General features: G+C 66.2%; 19 protein-coding genes, 1 tRNA gene and 1 pseudogene. 10 read left to right on the top strand and 11 right to left on the bottom strand.

Annotation, left to right across the window (positions count from 1 at the left end; all coding sequences use genetic code 11):
* Nucleotides 1-37 precede the first annotated feature (37 nt).
* A complete protein-coding gene (locus GTV32_RS16045; RefSeq protein WP_161061159.1) occupies nt 38-1,450 on the bottom strand; it encodes an NAD(P)/FAD-dependent oxidoreductase in 1,413 nt (470 codons plus the stop codon).
* Between the two features lie 193 nt (nt 1,451-1,643).
* Here GTV32_RS16045 and GTV32_RS16040 point away from each other — a divergent pair, with 193 nt between their 5' ends.
* Nucleotides 1,644-2,453: a DUF1266 domain-containing protein gene (locus GTV32_RS16040; RefSeq protein ID WP_343287354.1), complete on the top strand. Its 810-nt coding sequence runs from the start codon at nt 1,644-1,646 to the stop codon at nt 2,451-2,453.
* Here GTV32_RS16040 and GTV32_RS16035 read toward each other — a convergent pair.
* From GTV32_RS16035 to GTV32_RS16025, 3 genes are all read right to left on the bottom strand, one after another.
* Nucleotides 2,388-3,014 carry a hypothetical protein gene (locus GTV32_RS16035; protein WP_161061158.1) on the bottom strand — a complete coding sequence of 209 codons (627 nt, stop codon included), beginning with the start codon at nt 3,012-3,014 and terminating at the stop codon, nt 2,388-2,390. The two genes, GTV32_RS16040 and GTV32_RS16035, sit on opposite strands and share 66 nt — an antisense overlap.
* 48 nt (nt 3,015-3,062) lie before the next feature.
* On the bottom strand, nt 3,063-3,779 hold the full coding sequence (locus GTV32_RS16030; RefSeq protein WP_161061157.1) for a hypothetical protein: 717 nt from the start codon (nt 3,777-3,779) through the stop codon (nt 3,063-3,065).
* Between the two features lie 123 nt (nt 3,780-3,902).
* On the bottom strand, nt 3,903-5,222 hold the full coding sequence (locus tag GTV32_RS16025) for a sulfatase (protein ID WP_161061156.1): 1,320 nt from the start codon (nt 5,220-5,222) through the stop codon (nt 3,903-3,905).
* A 194-nt stretch (nt 5,223-5,416) separates the two neighbouring features.
* On the opposite strand from GTV32_RS16025, the gene GTV32_RS16020 reads away from it, so the two are divergent.
* Entirely contained in the window at nt 5,417-6,376 is a 960-nt protein-coding gene (locus GTV32_RS16020) for a phosphotriesterase (protein ID WP_161061155.1), read from the top strand.
* Between the two features lie 28 nt (nt 6,377-6,404).
* On the opposite strand, the gene GTV32_RS16015 is transcribed toward GTV32_RS16020, so the two are convergent.
* The 3 genes from GTV32_RS16015 to GTV32_RS16005 are packed head-to-tail and all read right to left on the bottom strand — an operon-like array spanning nt 6,405 to nt 9,122.
* Nucleotides 6,405-7,025 carry a TetR/AcrR family transcriptional regulator gene (locus tag GTV32_RS16015; protein WP_161061154.1) on the bottom strand — a complete coding sequence of 207 codons (621 nt, stop codon included), beginning with the start codon at nt 7,023-7,025 and terminating at the stop codon, nt 6,405-6,407.
* Nucleotides 7,022-8,287: an acyl-CoA dehydrogenase family protein gene (locus GTV32_RS16010; protein ID WP_161061153.1), complete on the bottom strand. Its 1,266-nt coding sequence runs from the start codon at nt 8,285-8,287 to the stop codon at nt 7,022-7,024. Before GTV32_RS16010 ends, GTV32_RS16015 begins: the two co-directional genes overlap by 4 nt.
* A gap of 10 nt (nt 8,288-8,297) precedes the next feature.
* On the bottom strand, nt 8,298-9,122 hold the full coding sequence (locus GTV32_RS16005; RefSeq protein WP_161061152.1) for an SDR family oxidoreductase: 825 nt from the start codon (nt 9,120-9,122) through the stop codon (nt 8,298-8,300).
* 173 nt (nt 9,123-9,295) lie between these two features.
* On the opposite strand from GTV32_RS16005, the gene GTV32_RS23160 reads away from it, so the two are divergent.
* A complete protein-coding gene (locus GTV32_RS23160) occupies nt 9,296-9,451 on the top strand; it encodes a DUF6131 family protein (protein ID WP_190267130.1) in 156 nt (51 codons plus the stop codon).
* Nucleotides 9,452-9,552: 101 nt separating this feature from the next.
* Here GTV32_RS23160 and GTV32_RS16000 read toward each other — a convergent pair whose 3' ends face one another.
* Entirely contained in the window at nt 9,553-10,536 is a 984-nt protein-coding gene (locus GTV32_RS16000; RefSeq protein WP_161061151.1) for a TauD/TfdA family dioxygenase, read from the bottom strand.
* Nucleotides 10,537-10,628: 92 nt separating this feature from the next.
* Nucleotides 10,629-12,968: an arylsulfatase gene (locus tag GTV32_RS15995; protein ID WP_161061150.1), complete on the bottom strand. Its 2,340-nt coding sequence runs from the start codon at nt 12,966-12,968 to the stop codon at nt 10,629-10,631.
* A 225-nt stretch (nt 12,969-13,193) separates the two neighbouring features.
* On the opposite strand from GTV32_RS15995, the gene GTV32_RS15990 reads away from it, so the two are divergent.
* From GTV32_RS15990 to GTV32_RS15975, 4 genes and pseudogenes are all read left to right on the top strand, one after another.
* Nucleotides 13,194-14,789 (top strand): ABC transporter substrate-binding protein, encoded by a 1,596-nt coding sequence (locus GTV32_RS15990; RefSeq protein WP_161061149.1) that lies wholly within the window; start codon nt 13,194-13,196, stop codon nt 14,787-14,789.
* The gene (locus GTV32_RS15985; RefSeq protein ID WP_161061148.1) at nt 14,789-15,745 is read left to right on the top strand and encodes an ABC transporter permease; all 957 of its coding nucleotides are present in this window, start codon (nt 14,789-14,791) and stop codon (nt 15,743-15,745) included. Before GTV32_RS15990 ends, GTV32_RS15985 begins: the two co-directional genes overlap by 1 nt.
* Nucleotides 15,745-16,691: pseudogene (locus GTV32_RS15980) on the top strand (ABC transporter permease). The gene GTV32_RS15985 and the pseudogene GTV32_RS15980 overlap by 1 nt, the downstream one beginning before the upstream one ends.
* Complete coding sequence (locus tag GTV32_RS15975) at nt 16,691-18,373, top strand: ABC transporter ATP-binding protein (RefSeq protein ID WP_161061147.1); 1,683 nt, start codon at nt 16,691-16,693, stop codon at nt 18,371-18,373. The pseudogene GTV32_RS15980 and the gene GTV32_RS15975 overlap by 1 nt, the downstream one beginning before the upstream one ends.
* Nucleotides 18,374-18,733: 360 nt before the next feature.
* On the opposite strand, the gene GTV32_RS15970 is transcribed toward GTV32_RS15975, so the two are convergent.
* Complete coding sequence (locus tag GTV32_RS15970) at nt 18,734-19,576, bottom strand: SDR family NAD(P)-dependent oxidoreductase (RefSeq protein WP_161061146.1); 843 nt, start codon at nt 19,574-19,576, stop codon at nt 18,734-18,736.
* 128 nt (nt 19,577-19,704) lie between these two features.
* Between GTV32_RS15970 and GTV32_RS24105 the strand changes: the two genes are divergently transcribed.
* Both GTV32_RS24105 and GTV32_RS24100 read left to right on the top strand, forming a co-directional pair.
* Nucleotides 19,705-20,931, top strand: a complete 1,227-nt coding sequence (locus tag GTV32_RS24105) for a multicopper oxidase domain-containing protein (RefSeq protein WP_343287353.1) — start codon at nt 19,705-19,707, stop codon at nt 20,929-20,931.
* A gap of 8 nt (nt 20,932-20,939) precedes the next feature.
* Nucleotides 20,940-21,566 (top strand): multicopper oxidase domain-containing protein, encoded by a 627-nt coding sequence (locus GTV32_RS24100; protein ID WP_343287352.1) that lies wholly within the window; start codon nt 20,940-20,942, stop codon nt 21,564-21,566.
* A 70-nt stretch (nt 21,567-21,636) separates the two neighbouring features.
* Here the strand turns inward: GTV32_RS24100 and GTV32_RS15960 are convergent.
* A tRNA-Leu gene (locus GTV32_RS15960) sits at nt 21,637-21,722 on the bottom strand.
* A gap of 388 nt (nt 21,723-22,110) precedes the next feature.
* Here GTV32_RS15960 and GTV32_RS15955 point away from each other — a divergent pair.
* A complete protein-coding gene (locus GTV32_RS15955; protein ID WP_161061145.1) occupies nt 22,111-23,322 on the top strand; it encodes a DUF3662 and FHA domain-containing protein in 1,212 nt (403 codons plus the stop codon).
* Nucleotides 23,323-23,410: the final 88 nt, after the last annotated feature.

Genomic DNA, 23,410 nt, shown 5'->3' with positions numbered 1-23,410 from the left:
TTCAGCGTATGGGCAACCAGCCGGCGTCGGCGGGGCGTCACTTCAGCGATCGCAGGGCAGACGATGCCGCGTGGTATCCACACAATCCGTGGATGCCCGCGCCCGGCGGGGACGACTGCGAGCACAGGAAGACCCCGTCCACACCGACCGCGTACGGATCGAGCCCGAGCCGCGGACGGACCACCATCTGCAGGCCGTCGTTGGCGCCGCCGATGATGTCTCCGGTCGCGAAATTGGCATTGTACGAACGCAGTTGATCGGTTCCGGTGCTCACGGTGGCGATGATTCGATCGCGGAAGCCGGGCGCGAACCGCTCGATCTGTGCGATGACGGCCTCGGTGGCATCACCGTCGTAACCGCGAGGCACGTGTGCATAGGCGTAGATCGGGTTCACCGGCCCGTTGCTGCGGCTGGGATCGGCGACATATTGCTGACCGAGCAGCACGAACGGGCGGTCCACCATGACGCCGGCGGCGCGGCGGCGCTCGGAGTCACGCACTTCCTCGAAGTCGCCTCCCAGATGAACGGCTCCGGCCCGCGCACAGTCCCGGTTGGCCCACGGGATGTCACCCTCGATGGCGAAGTCCACCTTGAATGCCGAGGCCCCGACGCGATAGCGCTGATAGGCCCGCTTGATCCGGGCCGGCATCGCGTCCCCGTAGATCGAGAGCACCTGTGCCGGGGACAGATCCAGCAGGACGAGGTCGACATCGGGGATGTCGGCTCGGGACTCCACCCGCACACCGGTCTCGATCTTTCCGCCCGCGTCGGTCAACGCAGCGGCCGCCGCGGTGGTGATCGACCCCGACCCGCCCTCGGCGACCGGCCATCCGTAGCGGTGCCCGCTCGCCGCGATCATCAGTCCAAGGGCAGCGGTCAACGGGCGGTCGAAACGTGCGAACAGATGGGCGGCGATCCCGCCGTAGAGGGCCCGTCCACGTTCGGTGCGGAACCAGCGGGCCAACACGGTGGCCGGCAACACCGCTCGCGGACCGAACGCGGCCAGCCGGAGCGGGTGCGACGGAACGTGGACGATGGGCCGGAGGAGATCATGTCCGAGGTCGTCGAAGTTCCTGGCCAGATCGCCGAATGCCATCTGCCATCGCCGTCCGTCCTCACCGAGGCCCGCGGCGGTGTCCTCGACGGACTTGTAGAGCAGGCCGACATCTCCCGAATCGAGCGGATGCGCGCAGTCGATCGCGGGCCACCTCCAGGTGAGTCCGTATTTCTCCAGACCCACCTCCGCCCAGAACGGAGACCCCACGCCGAGCGGGTGGAACGCCGAGCAATGGTCGTGGATGACGCCCGAGACCGTGAGCTCGCCCGAGCGCGATCCCCCGCCCACCGTGTCCGACGCCTCCAGAACCTGCACGTCCACCCCGCTGCGGGCGAGATGGAGTGCTGCGGCGAGACCGTTGGGCCCGGCTCCGACGACAACGGCGGTGGTCACCGCTGCCCCCGATCCCGCTGCGTCCTATCCCGTTGCGTCCTATCCCGTTGCGTCCTATCCCGCTGCGGGAACCGGGCGGTCGACGAGCTGCTGCACTGTTCGGGTTGGGCCACCATCTCAGGGTCCGTCACCACCGGGCAGTCGTCAACGGCCATCGTCCGCCCGGTCACCGCGTCCGACTACCCTCATCGATGTGCCCATCCCGCCGATCACCCCGTTCCCCTCCGGGGAGAAGTCGTCGCTGGGCCGGCCGTTCATCTGGCAGAGCGACGCACCTCTTCCCGAACGCCCGCAGGCGGCATTGAATGTCGGCGCGCACATGTGGATCCCGAATCAGTACGCTTGCGACACCATCGCGCTCGACGACGACCCGGAGGTGCTGCGCACCCGCATCCGCGAATGGTGGGGCATCACCGACGACGTCTCGGCGAGGAAGACCGTCGGCCTCCTGCTCGACGGCATGCACAGCTCGACATTCGAGGTCATCGCACCGTTGGTGGCCGAGGCGATCAGCAGAACCCCTGGCCACGACCCGGAGGTCCATCGAGAATTCCTCGCGGCCCGGGCAGCCGCTCGTGGCGAGTCACCGGGCTACTGGATCGGCCACTACAACGCCCTCTACAACCTGCGGACCGCGAAACTCCTCCGTAATACGGTGTCCGACAGACACTTTCCCACGCATGTCCGCGCCTGGGATCTCGGCAGACTGCCGTTTGTGGTGCGGACCTGCCTGCGTTCGGGCTACCTCGAGGTCGACGAGTGCTGGCCGATGCTGTTCGCCGGGCTCGACTCGGCGCGGAGCTATTACGCCAACTGGCGTCAGTTCGCGCACGGCGTCGTGATCGGGCGCGCCTACTGGAGCGCACTCACCGACATCGGGAAGGCGGGCGATGCCGCGCAGGCCGCCGGCAACTGGGTCAACGCCCTCCTGGTGCGATCAGACAGTCCGTGGCGGCGGATGCCCCTCTGGCCCGAGGAAGAGCCGCAACGTCGCGTTCCGTAACGCGTCGTCGTCGAGGGCTCCGGTGTCGAAGGCGTCCTTGAGCTTGCGGAATCGTGCGAAATCGTCGGTCACGCCGCGGTCGTCGGCGCGCTCGAGGCTGCCACCGCGGTCGTCGAGCATGGTGCGCGAGACGCACCAGTACAGCCGGTCGTAGAGCGATTCGCCGACAAGCGCATTGGTGAAGAACAGCTTCGTCGTCGCCTCGTAGTCGTGCAGGTAGAAGATCCGGTACCCGTCGTCGGTACCACCGTCGGTCATCTCCAGCGCCGCCTCCACAGGCAGCTCGTAGGCGTACCCCTCCCGGGTCTCCGTCGGCACACTCACCATGATGACGCGGCGCGTGGTGACGGCCATGATCCCCCACACCCCACGCAGCCAGGCATTGCGGGCCGCGAGGAGGAGTTCGTCGTCGCGGAGGTAGGCGATGAGCCGATCCAACTTGCCGTTCGGCTCGGATTCCCACCACAGGGCGGCGGCGATGTCGGGACGATGCGGCGACACCGGACCGTGCCCGGTGGCCAGTCCGGTGAGATGTGCGAACGGTGTGTCGGCATCACTCACAGGTTGCAATGTAGTTGCTCGTTTCGGCGGCGCGCGACGGGTCCGCCCTCAGCCGGTGGCAGCCACCTTGTCGATCGCCTTGACCAGCGTGGTGGTGAACACCGCGGTGTCGGGTGCACCGAGCAGGCCACCGGACGTCACCGCGACCGAGTAGCCGCCGACAGTTGCCCACGCCAGCAACGAGGTCGCCGTCACCTCTTGGCCGTTGACCGTGGACGTACTCGTCTGCTCGACCGCGAACACGTCGTCGGCCTTGGTGTCCGGCACGTCGATCGGGGTGTTCTTGATCGTCGACGACGCTCCGGCCGCGTCCCCGTTCTTGATCGCGGCGCTGACCTTTGCGCAGTCACCGGTCATCGATGCGCGGATCGCTGCCATGTCGCCCTTGGCAGGCGTCACCACCTCGGCCAGAGTCGTGGAACCGTGCGCTGCCACGAGCATCCCCATCGCAGACGTGTCCATCGTGTCGGGAACCGTCGTCGGCGGCGCACAGGAGGCCGGACTGATGTCCGCTCCCCTGGTGGCGTCGAGCATGCTGTCGGCGGACTTCTGCATCTGATCCGGCGGGATGGGTATCTCCTGATAGCCCGCCGGCAGCTCGGATTTGGTGAGCACCAGATCCTTTGGCGGAACGGTCACACCCGCACCCGCCGGGGACGTGTCGGCCGACGCCTGGTCGGACCCCGCTCCCCCGCATCCCGCCACCATTGCGATCGCCGCCATCCCGGCGATCGCACTCGTCGTCACACGCACCGATGCACGCATCGGGCCCACCCCCTGGTCGAAGAAACGTCGCTGTGGAGCGTAGCCGACCCACGATGATCCGCTCCGCCGGCCGAATGACCTCTCGCGACCGCTCACACCGATGCCGCCGTCAGCGGTCAGCTGTCAGAACCCGTCGACGATGGTGCCGTCGTCAGGGATCACGTCCTCGGTGCGGGTCCGCCAGTCGGCGAGCATGTGCGCGAATCGCCTGCGGGTGTCGGCGTGGGCCGGGTCGCCCGCGAGGTTGATCTGCTCATCCGGATCGTCGAGCAGGTCGTAGAGTTCGTGACGCGCTCGCGGAGAACGGGTCTCGGAAAGGTCTAGTGATCTCGCGGAGGGACTCTCGGCGATGTCGAGGGGCAACAGCAGACGAGGCCGCTCGGCGTAGCTCTCGATGTAGCTGAACTCCTTGGTCCGCACGGCACGGATCGGATCAAAGGCGTCGTGGTAGGTCTTCTCCGTGAAAACCTCTGTGCGGGCGGGCGCCTCGTGTGGGTCGAGGAGCTGCTCGGCATGGGATTCGCCGTCGACGTCGCCGGGTACGGGCACCGACAGCAGGTCCACGAGCGTGGGCGTGAGGTCGACACCGGAGAACAGATCGTCATAGGTGTGCGGGTCGACGCCGCGACGCGTCGGCGGCCGGATGATGAGCGCGATGCCGGTGCCCTGCGCGTAGAGCGTCGACTTGGCGCGCGGGAACGCCAGACCGTGATCGGTGAAGAAGACGACCCACGTCGTGTCGTCGAGGCCGAGTTCGGCAACCGTGGCGAGAAGACGGCCCGCGGCGGCGTCGGCCCGCGCGATGCTGCCGTGCAGACCGGCCAGGTCCTCGCGAACATCGTCGGTGTCGGGCAGAAAGGACGGCACCGTGATCGACGACGGATCGGCGTGCTCGTATTGCTCGGCCGGGTAGGGACGATGAGCCTCGACGAAGCCGGCGGTCAGCAGGAACGGTCGCTCGTCGGATGCGTGGACGTGCGCGTGTAACCACTCCTGCGCCCTGCCCACCACATGGTCGCACTGTGTCTCGGTGACGTCGACGGTGTCGAAGCCGAGGCGGCCGGGATCGGCACTCTCGTGCTGCATGCCGAACAACGCTGTGCGATAGCCGACCTCGGACAGCATTGTGGGCAGGGTCCGGACGTCGCGGTGGTACTCGAACCCGTGGTGAGCGAGCCCGATCAACCCGTTCCGGTGCGGGTAGCGCCCGGTGAAGATCGAACCGCGAGCGGGCGAGCACAGTGGTGCGGTGGCGTGCGCATCGGTGAACAGGATCCCGTCCGAGGCGAGCGCATCCAGATTCGGACTGTCGACACCGTCGATCCCGTAACACGCGAGATGGCGCCCGAGGTCGTGGCAATGGATCAGGAGGAGGTTCTCGCGGGGGGTCGCGCCGCTGCGCGCTTCAGCGCGTGCCGCACCGTGTGGTCGCGAGGACGACATCTCTCCATGATGCACGGACCCTTCGAGGCTCGCTTCGCTCGCACCTCAGGGAACAGAAACGGTCACTGCGCTCGCATTTGCGGGCACAGCCGGGTTCCCCAGAAGTGGGGATCTTGAAGTTGAACTCATCCTCAAATACAGTCGCGCAGAGTGAGCCAGACCACATACTGGGTACCACGTCGCGAAGGACACACATGAGCACTGTCAACACCGTCACCGGGCCCGTCGACTCCGCCGATCTCGGCAACGTCCTCGTCCACGAGCACGTCTTCGTGCTCGGCGAGGAGTACCGGCAGAACTATCAGGACGACTGGGACGAGGACGAGAAGATCGCCGAGGCCGTCCGCGATCTCCGCGAACTCAAGGGCCTCGGCATGGACACGATCCTCGACCCGACGGTGCTCGGATTGGGCCGCTACATCCCACGCATCCAGCAGATCGCCCAGCAGATCGACCTCAAGATCGTCGTCGCGACCGGCCTCTACACCTACAACGACATCCCCTTCCAGTTCCACTACACCGGCCCGGGCCTGCTCTTCGACGTCTCCGAACCGCTCGTCACGTTCTTCACGAAGGATCTGACCGAGGGCATCGCCGACACCGGGGTCAAGGCTGCGTTCCTCAAGTGCGCGATCGAAGAACAGGGCCTGACCCCCGGCGTGGAACGGGTGATGCGCGCGGTCGGACAGACCAGTGCGCAGACCGGTGCGCCGATCACGGTCCACACCAATCCCCACACCGAGTCCGGACTGGTTGCGCAGCAGGTGCTCTCGGAGGAGGGTGCCGACCTGACCAAGGTGGTGATCGGGCATTCGGGCGATTCGACCGACCTCGACTATCTGATGAAGCTCGCGGACGCGGGATCGATCCTCGGGATGGATCGCTTCGGGCTCGACGTCCTGCTGCCGTTCGAGGACCGGATCAACACCGTCGTCACGCTCGTCGAGAAGGGATACGCCGACCGGATGGCGCTGGCCCACGACGCCGCCTGCTTCATCGACTGGTTCGATCCGGAAGCCAAGCGGCAAGCCGTGCCGAAGTGGAATTACCGCCACATCAGCGAGGACGTGTTGCCGGCTCTGCGTGAACGTGGCGTGAGCGACAAGGACATCGACACCATGCTCGTCGACGTCCCGCGCCGCTACTTCGAGTGATCTGCCGTTCCGGACCGTCGGCCGGACGTCAATCCGGTCGGCGCAGTCCGATCGCGTTGACCCATAACCGGGTGGCGGTGAAGACCATCTCGTCCATGTCGAGCTCGTCGCCGAGAGCGAACCCGTAGTAGGCCATTCGGGAGACCATCCCCGACAGCGCACGCGCGGCCTGCATCGGGTCGAGGTCGGGATCGGCGAGACCCCGGGTCTGGAGCTCCCGGATGCGCTTCGCGTTCCGTTCCGTGAAGACCTGCGCGCGACGACGACGCGTCTCGCGGAACTCTGGGCTGAGCCCGGCGACCTGCTCGCGGACCAGCATCAGCTGGGCGTTGCGTCGATAGGCCTCGAAGTACGCGCGATTGGCCGCTTCGATCACCGCGGTCGGATCATCGTCGGACGACGGTTCCACGTGCGGCAGACCGGGATGCAGCATGTCCTCCTGCGCCTCGGCGAGGACGGCGTCGAGGATGTCCTCTTTGCTGTCGAAGTAGGTGTAGAAGGACCCGGTCGCGCAGTTCGCCTCGGCGGTGATGTCCGTGAGGCGGGAATCTCTGAAACCGTCGCGCTCGAACACTGTCCGCGCCGCGGAGATCAATGCCGAACGCGTCCGCTCACCCCGCGGGGTGAGCGGACGTGGCCCCGTCGTCATCGCGAGACGAGGGCCTGATCCGAGACGCCGTGCACCTGCTCCGGGGCAGACGCGGCGTCACGATAGGGCCGCAGCTCCCGACGTGCGATGGCCCGCTTGTGGACCTCGTCCGGCCCGTCCGCCAGACGAAGAGTCCGGATATGGGCGTAGGCCAGCGCCAGAGGGAAGTCGTCGGTGACGCCGCCGCCACCGTGCACCTGGATTGCGCGATCGATGATCTTCAGCGCGATGTTCGGTGCGGCCACCTTGATGGCCGCGATCTCGGTGGCAGCGGCCTTGTTGCCGACCGTGTCCATCATCGCTGCGGCCTTGAGCGTGAGGAGCCGGACCATCTCGATGTCGATGCGCGCCTCGGCTATCCAGTCCTGGATGTTGGCACGGTCGGCGATCGGCTGCCCGAAGGTCACGCGCGCGGTGGCCCGGGTGCACATCAGTTCCAGGGCGCGTTCGGCGATACCGATGGTACGCATGCAGTGATGGATTCGACCGGGACCGAGGCGTGCCTGGCTGATCGCGAACCCTTCGCCCTCGCCCTTGAGCACGTCCTTCGCGGGTACCCGCACGTCGGAGAAGACGAGTTCGCCGTGACTCTCGCGGTCCACGTAGCCGAAGACGGGCAGGTTGCGCAGGATGGTGAGGCCCGGCGCGTCGGTGGGTACCACCATCATCGACTGCTGACGATGCGTGGCGGCGGTCGGATCGGTCTTGCCCATCACGATGAGGACCTTGCAGTCGGGACGGACCGCGTTGGAGGCGAACCACTTCCGGCCGTTGAGGACGTACTCGTCACCGTCGCGAACCATCGAGAGCTCGACATTGGTGGCGTCCGAGCTGGCCACGCCGGGTTCGGTCATGGCGAATGCCGACGCGATCTCGCCGTCGAGGAGCGGCTTGAGGTAGAGCTCCTTGTGCTCGTCTGTCCCGAAGAGCGTGAGCACCTCGATGTTGCCGGTGTCGGGAGCGTTGCAGTTGAAGACCTCCGAGGCCCATCCGACGCGACCCATGATCTCGGCCAACGGCGCATACTCGAGATTCGTGAGGCCCGGACCCCAGTCCGAATGCGGGTGAAAGAGATTCCACAGCCCGACCTCTTTCGCCTTCGCCTTGAGCTCCAACAGGATCGGCGGCGTGGCGTGCGGATTCTCCGACGCACGCATCTGTTCGTCGAACACCGACTCGTTCGGGTACACATGGCTGTCCATGAACTCCAGCAGCTGCTCACGGTACTTCTCACTGCGCTCGGACGGGTTGAGCAGATCCATCGGTGACTCCTTACGAGGTGGGGGCTTCCTTGAGGCTCTCCTGGTACCGCCGCATGCCGCGCAGCCAGCGGTCGTAGTCGGCACTCTTGTGCCGGTACATCTCGAGAACCTCGGCATGGGGAAGGATGAGGAAGCGTTCGTCACCGAGCGCTTCGATGACGGTGTCGGCGACCTCGGCCGGGGTGAGTACGCGGCCGGCAGTCTCGACTGCACGTTGCATGAGGAGCGCGTCATCGTCGTCGGGGACATCGTCGGGGCGCAGCAGCTTCGTGTCCACGCCCATCGGGCACAGACAGCTGGCGCGGACGCCACGATCGCCGTAGGTGACGTTGAGCCACTCCGCGAACCCGACGGCCGCATGTTTGGTGACGGAATAGGTGGCCGATCCGAGTTGGGTGAGCAATCCGGCCGCCGAGGCGGTCCCGACGAAGTAGCCGCCGCCACGCTCGACCCACTCCGGAACGAGTCGTCGGGCCGCCCGGATATGACCCATCACGTTGACGTCGACGACGTGTTCCCACTCCTCGTCGGAGGCGAACAGTCCTGGTGCACCACCGATACCGGCGTTCGCGAAATAGAGATCGACCGGCCCGAACCGTGCTTCTGCGAGCTCGATGACGGCGTCGATGTGGGCAGCGGATGCGGCGTCGCCGGCGATGGAGGCCACCGCGCCGGGCGTCGAGGTCTCGATCCCGGTCGCCACGGTCTCGAGAGTGTCCGGGTTCAGATCGGTGAGAACGACGCGGGCGCCCTGACCTACCAGCGCTTGCCCGATCGCGGCGCCGATCCCTCCGGCGCCTCCTGTCACGATGGCCACCTTGCCGTCGAGTTGCATACCCAATCCCTCTGCCGCCGAATGTGACCGTGAACCTACTTGAAGTTGCGTTCAGGTTCAAGTGTGGCGAAGTGGTGACAAACGCCCGCCCGACGACGCTGCAGGACTAGGCTGACGGAACGGGCACTTGCAGCAGCGTCGAGTGCGCGTTTGTCGATCGCAAGGAGACATTCGTGATCATTCTCGGCATCGTCCTGCTGGTTCTGGGGTTCATCTTCAGCATCCCGATCCTCTGGACGATAGGCATCATCCTGATCGTGATCGGCGCGATTCTCGCCGTTCTCGGTGCGACCGGCCGCGCAGTCGGCGGGCGGGCGCACTACTACTGACGATCGGGTCGAACGCTCGACCCGGCAGAACCAACGCCGCGGCCGGCGGACACGGATGTCTCGTGTCCGCCGGCCGCGGCGTTTCGGTAGAGCTCAGCCGCTCACGCGGCGAAAGCCTCCAGGCGAGTGGGTTGCTCGACTCCTGAATAGTGCGATGCGTCGCCCTGGAGCACCTGGCTCTGCTCACCACGCACATCGACGGGGATGTCGCCCGCGAGGGTGATGCGATGCAGTTCTCGTTTCTGGTTCCCGTAGTCGGCGATGCCGTAGTGCTGGGTGGCTCGGTTGTCCCAGATCGCCACGTCGCCCAGCCGCCAGTTCCAGCGGAAGGTGTTCTCGAGCTTGGTGATCCGTGTCTGCAGCAGTTGGTAGAGGTCGCCGAACTCGGCAGCCTTGAGCCCGCGGAACTCCTTGGCGAAATGACCCAGCAGCAGGCTCCGCTCCCCCGTCTCGGGATGGACCCGGACCACCGGATGCAGGGTCTGATACTCGGCGCTGGTGAATTCCTGGTAGTGCTCCGCCTTCCTCGAGACGTCCACGCCGCCGGACGGTTCCTTCAGCCCGACATAGTCGTACAGATTGCTGTGGGTCGCCCAGAGTTCTTCGGTCAACGCTCGCAACGGCTTCGGGAGCTGCTCGTACGCGGCCACCGTCGATGCCCAGGTGGTGGCGCCGCCGTATTCGGGCAGGGTGACCGCACGCAGGATCGACGCCTTGGGGATGCGATCGACAAAGGTGACGTCGGTGTGCCAGCTGTTGGCGGCGCCCTCGATGGTCAGGAGCTGGGTGCCTCGCGACGTGACCGTCGGATGGGGTGCGGTCGGATCACCCAGCAATTCGGCGAATGCGTACTGTGATTCGTCGTCGAGGTGATGCTGGCCGGTGAAGACGACGACCTTGTTGGTGGCCAGCGCCAGCCGGATCGCCGCCACCTGCTCGGCGGGTAGCTCGCCGCCGAGTCGGACCTGCCCGATCTTCGCGCCGATGTTCTCGCCGAGCTTGTCGACCGTGATGCCCGCATCACGGTAGATCTGCCGTGCGCGGTCCTCCCGGTCGGTCCGTTCGTCTATCTGTGCCAATGCCATTGGGAATCCCTCTCTGTTATTTCCTTACATTGCCGCATATTTCGGTGCGGCAATCGAGATCTGAAATCACGACGATTCGAAGTCGGCCGCGTTCAGTCCGCGTGATGCTCCGCGCTCTCGTCGATCGCACGCCGGACCCCGCCCGGGACACGCACGGGGCCCGGTCGGTACGTGACCGCGCGAAGCGCCGGACCGAATCGGAAGACGCCGCGACGGGCACGCAGATCGGGGTCCACCGGTCCACGGGCGTCGAGCCCGACCGAGATCCCCGTCCACGGCGCCATCCCTACCAGCTGGAACTGGTCGGGCAGCTTCGCCACCACCGACGTCTGGCCGTCGCGGGTGATCTCGACCGAGAGGTCCCAGCGCACCTGCGGTGTCGCGGCCGCTCGAACGGTCACGGCAGACACCGCGTCGGGCAGGGGTGCCGATACCCGAGTCGACCTGCCATAGCTGTTGAACACGAGATGCACTGCCGCGTCCTCGATGTAGAGAAGATATCCGCCCTGCCGATCACCGTGCGCCACGAGCACACCCTCGTCCGACGGAGTCCACCCTTCGAGTTCCACGTCGATGTCGAAATCCCGATAGGCGATCAGCCGGCTCGACCGATATCGCTCCAAGGTCGGCGTGCCGGCGAGGATACGCGCCGGATCGCTGTATCGGTCCTCGTCGGGACGACGACGTATCTGATCGGCAGGCGAATCGAACAGCGGGAACACCGTATTGCGCCAGGCCGTCTCCTCCCATGCCTGAGCCAGCTCGGCGACTCGGTCTGGGTGTCGCGCCGCCACGTCGGTGGTCTCTGCCGGATCGGCGGTCACGTCATAGAGTTCCCACGCCGGGTCATCGACCTTCGCCGGATTCGTGTGCAGCGAGACCAGTTTCCATCCGTCCCGGTAGAACCCCCGGTGGCCACCGAACTCGGCGTACTGCTCGGTGTGCGACGACGACACCGACCGGTCGCGCAGGAACGATGCCGCGCTCACACCGTCGCGCTCCTGCGCCGGCCGGCCGAAACGCTCGGGCGGGGTCGGTATGCCCGCGAGATCGAGCAGGGTCGGCGCCACGTCGGTGACGTAGGAGTATTGACGGCGGACGCCGCTGTCGTCGTGTTCCCGCCGCAGGCCGTCCGGCCAGGAGATCACGAACGGCACGCGCACCCCGCCCGCGAAGGTCTGACCCTTGTAGAAGCGGAACGGCGTGTTGGACGCCTGCCCCCACCCGCGCGGGTAATGCACGCCTACGGCCGCCGAGCCGATCAGGTCCTCGTCATGCGGCACGTCGCGTTCCCAATCCGGGGGCACCGGACCGTGCACGAATTGGCTGAAGTACGAGCGTGTTCCGACCGGGCCGCCCTCGGCGGTCCCGCCGTTGTCGGAGGTGAACACGATGATCGTGTTGTCCAGTTCGCCCAACTCGGTGAGCGTTTCGACGACACGCCCGACGCTCTGGTCGACGCTGTGGACCATCGCGGCATAGACCTCCTGGTACCGCTGGAAGCGACGCTGCTCGTCGGGTGCCAGGGTCTCCCCGAGTGGCGCGTCGTAGCCCGGTGTGGTGTTGCGCTCGGCCATCGGAGTGTCCGGATCGAACAGACCTTCGTCGATCTGTCGCTCGAAACGCCGCTGCCGGACCACGTCCCAGCCCTCGGCGTAGCGTCCGCGATACTTCGCCAGGTCGGATTCCTTCACCTGGTGCGGACCGTGCATCGCAATGTGGGCGAAGTACAGGAAGAACGGCTTGTCCCTGTCCTGCGCACGCAGTGCCTTGATCTGGCCGATCGCCCGGTCGGTGAGGTCGTCGGTGACGTAGTAGTCGTCGGGGTACTCGTCGACATCGACGACGGAGTTGTCGGAGATCAGCTGATTCGGGTGGAAGAACGAGTTCAGACCCTCCAGCGACCCGTAGTAGCTGTCGAAGCCGCGCTGCACCGGCCAGGAGTCCCGGCTGCGGCCGGGCCCCATGTTCGCATCTCGTACCAGATGCCACTTTCCCACCGCATAGGTCGCATAACCGCTGTCCCGCAGTATCTCTGGCAACGTGAGCACATCGTCGGCGAGTTCGAGCCGAAGGCCCGGATATCCCGGATCGGAGTTCGCCACGCTGCCGTAGCCCGCGCGGTGAGGGTTGAGGCCGGTCAGCAACGCCGCGCGTGCCGGCGAGCACACCGGTGTGGTGTGGTAATTGCTGAGCCGCAGACCTCGCTGGGCCAATGCGTCGATGTTGGGTGTCTCGATCTCGGCCCCGAACGGTCCGATGTCCGAAAAGCCCATGTCGTCGACGAGCACCACGACGATGTTCGGCGCCTCCGACCGTGGGGTGCGCTCGGCCGGCCACCACGGTTCCGAGACGGAGGAAGTCCGGCCGACGGTTCCGCGGAAGTCCGCGTAACCGCGGGCCTGCTCGGGTGGACTCTGGTGTGGCGCCATAGGGATCCAGCTCTCTCGCGTGGTTCTCGGATGCACGGGTGACACCGTGCGTCACAGCACCTTTCAGACTGTCGGCGGAACTGTCAATACTTTCACCGAGCCCCTTTGTAACCTCCGAGCCGGCTTGGCGTTGGGCCGCTCACCTGTCCACAGTGGTGACCTGACCGTTCCTGCGACGCCGCGAGACCGGTCACCCCAGCCCCGCTGAACAGAGAGTTCACAACGATGCCCGGACGCCGTACCCACACCGTGCGAGTACTCGCACTGGCCATTGCCACCGTTCTGCTGGCGGCGGGATGTCAGTCCGCGGTCTCCCAGCAGGAGAACTCCGCCGCCGCTTCGCTCGCGCCCGGCACACCGGCACCGCAGGGAGGCGACCTACGCGTCGGGATTCTCGGCGACTTCACACCCAAGACGTTTCTTCAGATCGGCACCGGGAATCTCGCCGGTCAGGTGGTGAGCAACACGTTCGACACCCTCATCCGCTACTCGCGTGACGACCTCACCGTTCGACCGTCACTGGCGACCGCGTGGCACCTCACACCCGACGGACTGACGCTGACATTGGATCTCCGCCCGGATGTCACATTCCACAACGGCAGGCCGTTCGTCTCGTCGGATGTGCAGAACTCGCTCGAGGCCTACCTCGCCGGTCCCTGGACGCCGCAGTTCAAGCGGACGGCCGCGGCCATCACGGCCTACGACACAAGCGATCCGCACCGTGTGGTACTGCGCTTCGCCCACCCGTTGAGCAACATCTTCGACCTGCTCGACTCCGCCCCGATTCTTGATGCGCAGTCCCTCCCGCAATTGAAGGAGGGTAAGTCCTACATCGGTACGGGACCGTTCAAGTTCGCGTCCTGGCAACCGAACTCATCACTCCGGCTGGTTCGCAACGACTCCTACTGGGCCGGACGACCCAACCTCGACTCGATCACATTCGTCATCATCCGCGACCAGCAGTCGCTCTACACCCGGCTGCGAACCGGCCAGATCGACCTCGCGTACGGGCTGAACTACCACGATCAGCAGTTGGCGACCACGCGGTACGGCTTCCGGGACGTCACCTTCACCGGTGCCGAGTCGCAAGAATATGTCGGGATCAACGTCACCAATCCAGCGCTCTCGGACGTGCGGCTCCGGCGGGCCATCGCGCTCGCCATCGACCGCCCCCGCATCATCGACGACGTCTTCCGAAAGAGCGGCTACGTGGTGAATCTGCCGTGGCCGAAATGGTCGCCCGCCTACGACGCGGCGGCCAACTCGACCTACGGTCGTGACGTCGCCGAGGCGAAGTCGCTGGTGGCGCAACACGGCCCGGTACCGCCGATTCCTCTCGACTTCTCGACGCAGGGAATCGATCGGGTGGTCGCCGAGATCGTGCAGTCGAACCTCAAGGACATCGGCATCCCGGTGACCTTGGTACCCAACGACCGCACTGCGCAGTCCGCCAAGCTGATCGGCGGCAAGTTTCCGGGAATCTGGTTGCTACAGCACGCCTTTGCCCAGTTCACGCCGTCGACGCTGGCCGTCTCGGCCTACCCCTTCAACGCGGCGAAGAATTCCTCGAACTATCTGAACCCGCAGTACGCTGCAGCCGCCGAGGCGGCGTGGAAGGTTCCCGACGGCGCGTCTCCGGCGGCACTGGACGCCTACCGTCGCCTCGACGACATCTGGTTGCGAGACCTCTTCCTCGTCGAGATCGGCATTGTCTTCCAGAAGGTCGCGACGTCGAATGCGGTCGGGAACATCGACTGGGATCGACGTAACCAGTTGCACCTCAAGGACACCTACCTCAACACCACCGGACGGAACTCGTGATGCTCGGCTATGTGATGCGACGAATCCCGACGGCAATCGTCGTCCTGGCGATCGCCTCGATCCTCATCTTCTCGATCTTGCGCCTGATCCCGGGCGGCCCGGAGGCGGCCCTCGCCGGCCCCGACGCGGGGCCCGAACAACTCGCCGCCATCCGGCATGACCTCGGTCTCGACCGGCCGTTCCTCGTGCAGTACTTCGCGTGGCTCGGCGGGATCGTCACCCTGAATTTCGGCCAGAGCTACCAGGTAGGTGGCGCGATCAGCGACCTGATCGGATTCGGGCTCGTCAACACCGTGGTGCTCACAGCTGCCGCCCTGGTGATCGCGGTCGTGCTGGCGCTCGCACTGAGCCTGTCCGCGACGATCTCCCAGAACCGCGCGGTGCACGCGGTGCTCATCGGCATCAACGCAGTCGCCATCGCGATCCCGACTTTTGTCGTCGGCACCGTGCTGATCCTCGTATTCGGCGTGCAGCTGCGATGGCTACCGGCCGGCGGCACGCCTCCTGCCGGCTACACCGACGATCTCCAGGTCACCCTGCAGTATCTGATCCTCCCTGCGCTGACCCTCGGCCTGCCGGCCGGCGCTGTGCTCGCACGATTCCTCACCGAGGCGCTGCGGACCGAACTGCGTCAGCCGTACGCGGTGACCGCTCGATCGCTCGGCGTGCCACGCCATACCATCGTGCTGCGCAACGCACTCCGAAATGCACTGCCGCCCACCCTGACCGCACTCGGACTCGTCGTCGGCGGCCTGCTGGGCGGCGCGATCCTGGTGGAGTCGATCTTCGGCTGGCCAGGGCTCGGGCTGCTCACCGAGGAGGGCATCTTCGCGCGTGACTATCCCCTCGTCCAGGTGCTCGTACTGCTGTCGGTGACGGTGTTCGTCGTGCTCCAGCTCCTCGCCGACATCCTGCACGCCTGGCTCGACCCACGAATCCGATTGGCAGGTCAATGATGTCCCGAAACACCGCGACGAACAGTCCCACATCGTCCGATCCTCTCGCCTCCGTCTTCGGTGCCGAGGCCGTCCTCGACATCGCACCAGGCCTGCTCCCCGAGTCGGCCGCCGACAGTGTCGGGTCCCGAACCCGCCGGTCGGCGCTGCGCGGCTTGCTCACCGGTTCGGGGGCAGCAGGCACCATCCTGGTCGCGATCGTCGTGCTGCTCGCGGTGATCGGCCCGTGGTTGACAACGTTCGGCGCCGACCAGCAGATCGACGGTGCATACCTGCTGCCCCGAGTGCCGAACACTGGCTGGGCACCGACGATCTCAACCGCGACCTTCTGACCCGCGTCCTCTACGGGATCCGGGTGGACCTGCTGATCATCTTCATCGCCGTGCCGATCGGCGCGGTGGTGGGTATCGCGGCGGGCCTGGTGACCGTCAGTCACCCGTGGAGCGACGTCGTCGCGCAACGCACGTTCGACGTCGTGCTCGCGTTCCCCGCCCTGCTGCTCGGGATCGCGCTCACCGCGGTCCTGTCGCCCGGCGCGCAGACCGTCGTGATCGTGATCGCGATCGCCGAGATCCCGATATTCGGCCGTCTGACCCGGACCTCGGTACTCAAGGTCCGGGAGATGCCCTACGTCGAGGCCGCTCGCGTCAGCGGCGCCACCAATCGGCACATCCTCCTGCGCCACGTGCTGCCCAACTCGGTCGAGGCCCTCGGCGTCCAGTTCGCCCTGTCGCTGTCGCTGGCGGTGTTCGTGGAGGGCGCGATGAGCTATCTGGGCATCGGAGTGGTCGCGCCGACGCCGTCCCTCGGATCGATTCTTGCGGCCGGAAACGGATATCTCGAGACCAATCCCTGGTTCTCACTCGGCCCGCTCGTCGTGATCTCGGCCCTGGTATTGGGCTTCTACCTCATCGCACAATCCATCTCCCGAACCCAGAGGCAGTGATGACCACATCAGCAACACACGCCGACGTGACCGTGCCCGCTTTGGAGGTCGAAGACCTGCGGGTGACCTTCGCCTACCCGCGGCCGGCGGTTGCCGGGATCAGTCTCCGGGTCGACCGCGGCCAGATCCTCGCGCTGGTGGGCGAATCGGGGTCCGGAAAGACCATGACGGCCCGTGCCGCGATCGGCCTGCTCCCCGAGACCGCGACCGCGACCGGATCGGTGAAGGTCGACGGCGTGGAGGTGCTCAACAGGTCGGAGAAGGAACTCAACGCCGTCCGCGGGACCCGGGTCGCCATGATCTTCCAGGAGCCGCAGACCGCGCTCAACCCGGTACAGACCGTCGGGTGGCAGCTGCGCCAGGCGCTGCGCACACACCGCCGGATGTCGCGACGAGATGCCCACCAGCAAGCCGTCGAACTGTTGCGTCTGGTCGAGATCCTCGATCCCGGACAGTACCCGCATCAGCTGTCGGGCGGGCAGAAGCAACGCGTGGTGATCGCCCTGGCGCTCGCCAACGACCCGGTCCTGTTACTGGCAGACGAACCGACCACCGCTCTCGACGTCTCGGTCCAGCGGGAGATCCTCGATCTTCTGCTTCGGCTGCGCGACCGGATCGACGCCGGGATCCTGCTCATCACCCACAATCTCGGCGTCGTCGCGGACATCGCCGACCGAGTGGTGGTGGTCCAACTCGGCGAGGTGGTCGAACGGGGGGACGTGTTCGACATCTTCGCCAGGCCGACCCAGCCGTACACCGAGCAACTCCTCGCAGCCGTCCCCACGCTGCCGTCTCCCCAGGATGACCCGACCGTCGACATCGATCCGGACAGCGCCGACCCGGAAAGCGCCGACCCGGAAAGCGCCGACGGGGAGGCCGTCACGTCGCCGGCCGTGGTGCAGGTCGACAACATCACGGTGCGTCACCCGGGCCGGTTCGGCAGCGCGCCCCGCACCGCCCTCGCAGGTGTCTCCTTGACCGTGCATCCCGCCGAGGTAGTCGGTGTGGTCGGCGAGTCGGGGTCAGGGAAGACCACCCTGGGGCGCACCATCGGTGGGCTCATCACCCCGGCGTCTGGCCGGATCACGCTCGGAGGCAAAGACATCGCGCGGTTACCACGCGCCGAGCTCCGCACCGTGCGCCGTACCATCGCGTTCGTTCCACAGGATCCGACGGCGTCACTCGATCCCCGGTTCACCGTCGCCGAGTCGATCCGGGAACCGCTGGAGATCCATCGCCTCGGCGGTCGCGACCAGCGGAACACCAGAGTCGCCGAACTGCTCGACGCCGTGCAGCTGCCGCGCAGCTTCGCGAACCGGCTTCCCCACGAACTCTCCGGTGGCCAGCGGCAGCGCGTCGCGCTCGCCCGCGCTCTGTCCGTCGAACCCATGTTGTTGATCGCCGACGAGCCGACGAGCGCGCTCGACGTGTCGGTACAGGCCCGTGTTCTCGAGCTGTTCGCGCAGTTGCAACGAGATCTCGGCTTCGCCGCGCTGTTCATCAGCCATGACCTGGCCGTCGTCGAACAGGTCGCCGACCGCGTGGCCGTTCTCCGCGACGGGACACTGGTGGAGAATGGCGACGCCCGGACCGTGCTGTCGGCGCCGCGTGCGGACTACACCCGCGCACTCCTGGCCGCGGTGCCCTATCCCGATCCGGTCCGGCAGCGCGCCGGACGTTGACGGCGCGTCACGTTGAGCCGGTTCTGGCCGCAGTTTCTGGTTCCGGCTTCGAGCCGAAACTGCGGCCAGACCCTGCAGGTGCGGCCAGAACTTGAGTGTCATCTGGTTGAGGGAAGGACGTATCCCCAGGGGTGTGATCTGGATTACACTTGGGTCTTCGGCGCACAGACGAGTCGAAGGGAGGTGTCCCTCATGTTCGGTATGATCGCAGATCTGGTTTTCAACATTCTCCGAGCTGTCGGCGGCTTCCTCTGGTGAGCACCAACGCATTTCGCTCATCCGCCACGGGAGACGATGCTCCCGTCCTGCTTCACTTCCCGATGTCTCTGTTCCCCAAGTCTTCCGGTCGCCGTGCGGCGATCAGGTCAATGCCGCGAGCGCTCGATCAGCAGTGCCCGGTGTGAAGTAGTCGATCACCGGCAGGATCGCACGCAGCGCGGCCGGCGCGACGTCGGTGGGCTGATGGGTGATCGCGCGGAGAATCCATCGTCCCGCCTCCTCCACGCTCAGCGCGTGCACGTCGTCGTATTCGGCTGTGGGCGCGATCATCTCGGTCCGCACGAGCGGATAGAGCACGTTGGTCGCGCGGACCGCCGGATGCGGCTTCTCGGCGTTGAGACTGCGCCCGAAGATGGCGAGCGCATTCTTCGACGCGGCGTAGGCGGAGAATCGCGGAAACGTGTTGGCCATGATCCCCCAGGTGCACACGTTCACGAACTGTCCGTGGCCCCGCTCCACCATGCCGGGGAGCAGGCCCAGCGTCAGTTGCACCGGCGCGAAGTAATTGAGCTGCATGGTGCGCTGGTAGTCGTGCAGCCGGTCGACGGAGTCGAGGACGGTTCGTCGGATGGAGTGACCCGCGTTGTTGACGAGGACGTCGACCTCCTCGGCAACGAGATCGGCGATCAGGGACTCGATGGCCGCCTCTTTCGAGAGGTCGCACGTCCGGTGTTCGCAGCCGGTTTCATCTGCCAGAGTGCGCAGTTCGTCCTCTCTCCGCGCGACGGCGATGACGCGCGCGCCTTTCTCGGCGAGCAGAGTCGCAGCCTGTCGCCCGATGCCCGCCGACGCCCCGGTGACGACGATCGTCAGACCGGCGACGTCGCGCCCTGGTCCGGCGAGGGCATCCTCGACGGGCCCGGGGAGGAGACTCCGGCGCTGGACGAGGTCCATCAGTGTGCTGGTCAGGGAAAGTGACGGCATGGGTCTCCTAGGGATTCACGTGGTCGCATCATTCTCCGGCCTGCGGGGGCCGAGTGTGCGCGAGAACACGCGGGGTACCTTCTCCACGGAGTCTCAGATGAGCGCCACTGATCGGGGGATGGGCAAGCGTGAGCGTGAACATAGGTCGTCGACGATTACTCGTCGGTGCGGCTGCTGCCGCTGCAGCGGCGCGACTGGGTAGGGGGACCGCGGCCGCAGAGCCCGCGCCGCCGCCCGCATACCCGACGATCTTCCATTCGCCGCCGATGGAGAAGTACGTCGACGACCTGCCGGTGCCGACCGTCATCAGGTCGTCGCCGACCGAACCGATCGAGATGGTCGCTCGGTCCACCACGACGCGCTTCCACCGCGACCAGCCGCGGGTGCCGGCGATGGGTTACAACGGCGAGTCGTATCACGGCCCGACGATCGAAGCCCATGTCGACGAGCCGACCACCCTCCACTATCGCAGCGAACTCGGCAGGCATACTTTCGCGGCAGACCTCGACACCACCATCCACGGTGTCTCGGAGAGTTATCGCGATCGCCCGCCCACGTCCTTGCACCTGCATGGCGGAGCCACTCCGCCGCAGTTCGACGGGCACCCGCAGCGTCTGTTGCTGCCCCACCACGGGACGTCGGTGTTCGAGTTCCCGAATCGTCAAGAGGCCGGCCATCTCTGGTATCACGACCATGCGATGGGCATCACCCGCGCCAACGTCTATGCCGGGCTCACCGGGATGTACTTCCTGCGCGACGGCCATGACACCGGCGGCGCCGACAATCCTCTCGGTTTGCCGTCCGGACCGAATGAGATCCCTCTCGTCCTGCAGGAGAAGGTCTTTCACGAGAACGGTCGCCAGAGCCTGCGATCCACACCCGTCGTCCCACAGGGGCTGTGGGAAGGCGGTGCCGTCGGCGATCGCGGTGTGGTGAACGGCCGCGTGTGGCCGAAGATGACCGTTGAACGCGGGCTGTACCGCTTTCGCCTCATCAACGCCGCGTCGTTCTCGGTCTGGCGACTCTTCTTCTCCAATCGCATGCGGTTCTGGGTGATCGGCAACGAAGGCGGTCTGCTCAACGAACCGGTGCGGTGCCGCTCCATCCTGGTGGCACCCGCCGAGCGTTTCGACATCCTGGTGGATTTCGGTTCGCTGGCGCCCGGTGAGTCGGTCGAGCTGTGCAACGATCTGACGCCTCCGTTCCAGGCGACCATGCTGGGCGAAGTCGCGCTGTCGAGGTTCTGTCGCTTCACCGCGGGAACCGGCCGTGGTCACCGGGGTCCGGTGCCGACTGCGCTGCGCGGTGGCCGCAATCGGCCGGCGCGTATCCCCCGCCGGCCCGTCCCGAGGTGATCCGACGGGTGTCCGTGTCACAGCCGTACGAGGTCCGTCTGCCGCCGGCGATCATGTCACTGAACAATCTGCGGTTCCGCGACCCGCAGATCGAGAAGCCCCGGGAGGGCACCGTCGAGCGGTGGGACATCATCAACATCACGCCCGACCCGCATCCGATCCACCTGCACCTCATCATGTTCCGTGTTCTCGGGAGACGACCCCTGCGCACTGTCGAGTACCAGGCGGCCAATCCACAGCCGCCCATCGGGACCCGCTGGGCACCCGACCCGAGCAACTTCTACGCCGGGCCCATGCGACCTGCGAGCGCGTGGGAGGCGGGTTGGAAGGACACGGTGCGGGCCGACGGCGGCCACGTGACGTCGATCCTGGTCCGATTCCCCCGGGCCGACGAGCTCGGTTTCGATCCGGACGCGATCTTCTCCTCGGACGCCACGGATTCGCGCACCCGACCGGCGCACGGTCGATCGGTCGCGCCGCACATGACCGCGCCACACATGACCGCGGAGCACCACGCCGGGGCGATGCCGGTCCACGGAACTGCCGCCTCCGACCTACAGGGCTACGTCTGGCACTGCCACATCCTCGACCACGAGGACCACGACATGATGTTGCGGTATCGGCTGGTGCCGTGAACACACCAAAAAGGTCAGGTCGCATCTTCTGCGGCCTGACCTTGGTGATCGATCGGAGCTGATCTGCTCGTGGTGGGCGAAGGGGGACTTGAACCCCCACGTCCCGAAGGACACTGGCACCTGAAGCCAGCGCGTCTGCCATTCCGCCACTCGCCCGTGGCTGTCTGCGTGAGACTGGAAGACGATAGCAAGGCCGACGGGCGGAAGTAAAACCGGTCGGTCGCCCTCGCTACCCGCTGCACGGCCACGTCACGCGGGTGCGGCCGGTGAACGCGGGTCGTCGACGGCCCGCGCGAACCGGATGTACCCGCGTTTTCCGAGAACAATATTCCGATTCGTGATCAGAAATGCGCGCATTGTCGCTGGTCACCTCGTGTTCAGCGCGTAGGGTGATGACCACGACGTCGGTGGTGCTGATGTTGCGCGCGGTGCTGGATTGACGGGGACTCCGTCATAATGGGCACAATCGGTATCATCTATCAAGGCCATACGCACGGCGACACGCCATGGCCGACTGGAACCGAGCCGCGAAGGGAGGTCGCCGGTGGGAATTCTGCAGCGCATAGAGCGCAAACTCGAAGGAGCCGTCGACGACGGCTTCGCACGGGTCTTCGGGGGCCAGGTCGCCCCCCAGGAGATCGAGAACGGACTGCAACGAGAGGCCGAGGAATCCCTCGAGGATCTCGGCGACGGTGCAGTCCTCGCTCCCAACAGCTATACGTTGTTGTTCAGTCCCACCGACTACGAGCAGATCGCGGCCGAGTACGAACTGAATCGCAAAACGTTCTCCAAGCATCTCGAGAACTTCATCTCCGACAATGGCTGGCAGACCTACGGCCGGGTGGTCGTAGAGTTCGACCAGTCGCCGTCGTTGCATACCGGTATATTCCGCGCCCGCGGTGCGGTGAACCCGGATGTGCGCCTGCGGCCTGTCGGGTCCGGTCCGCAGCGACCACCAGCACAGCAGCACCCACAACGTGCACACCGAGAAGTAGGAGCCCCACAAATGACCAACAACCCCGGATACGACCAGCGCAGGGGCACCGACCCGGCGTACGACCAGGGTGGCCAGCAAGGTGGCTACGACTACCCGCAGGGTGGTTACGACCAGAATTACGCCCAGCAGCCCGGCTACGACCAGGCCTACGCACAGCAGCAGGGTTACGGACAGCCCGGGTACGGCCAGCAGGGATATGACCAGGGCTACCAGCAAGGTGGCTACGACCAGGGGTACGCACAGCAGCCCGGCTACGACCAGCAGGCGTACGACCAGGGCTACCAGCAGGGCGGCTACGACCCGGCGTACGCACAGCAGCCCGGTTACGAGCAGGGTTACCAGCAGGGCGCCTACGATCCCGCGTACGCACAGCAGGGTTACGACTACCAGCAGGGCTATGCCCAGCAGCCGCAGTACGGCTATCAGCAGGGTGGGTACGACCAGGGCTACGCGCAGCCGGGTGGTTACGCGCCGGCGGCGATCACGCTGCTGCTCGAAGACGGCAGCAACCGCACCTTCCAGCTGCGGGACGGATCGAACATCATCGGTCGCGGCCAGGACGCTCAGTTCCGCCTCCCGGACACCGGCGTGTCGCGCCGGCATGTGGAGATCCGCTGGGACGGCTCCACCGCGATGCTGACAGACCTGAACTCGACCAACGGCACCACGGTCAACGACCTTCAGGTCAGCAGCTGGGAACTCGCCGATGGCGACCGTATCCGCGTCGGACACTCCGACATCACCGTTCGATTCCAGTAGTCCAGGAGCATTTGCCCGGTCTCCGCTGAATCCGGCCCTTCGTGACGCTCGGCCTGCGCCTCGCTCCACAGGGATCGGACGTCGGGTC

It is taken from the genome of Gordonia sp. SID5947 (assembly GCF_009862785.1).
Taxonomy (GTDB): Bacteria; Actinomycetota; Actinomycetes; order Mycobacteriales; family Mycobacteriaceae; genus Gordonia.
Note: the sequence above shows the minus strand (reverse complement) of the source record. Positions and strands in the feature narration are given on the sequence as shown.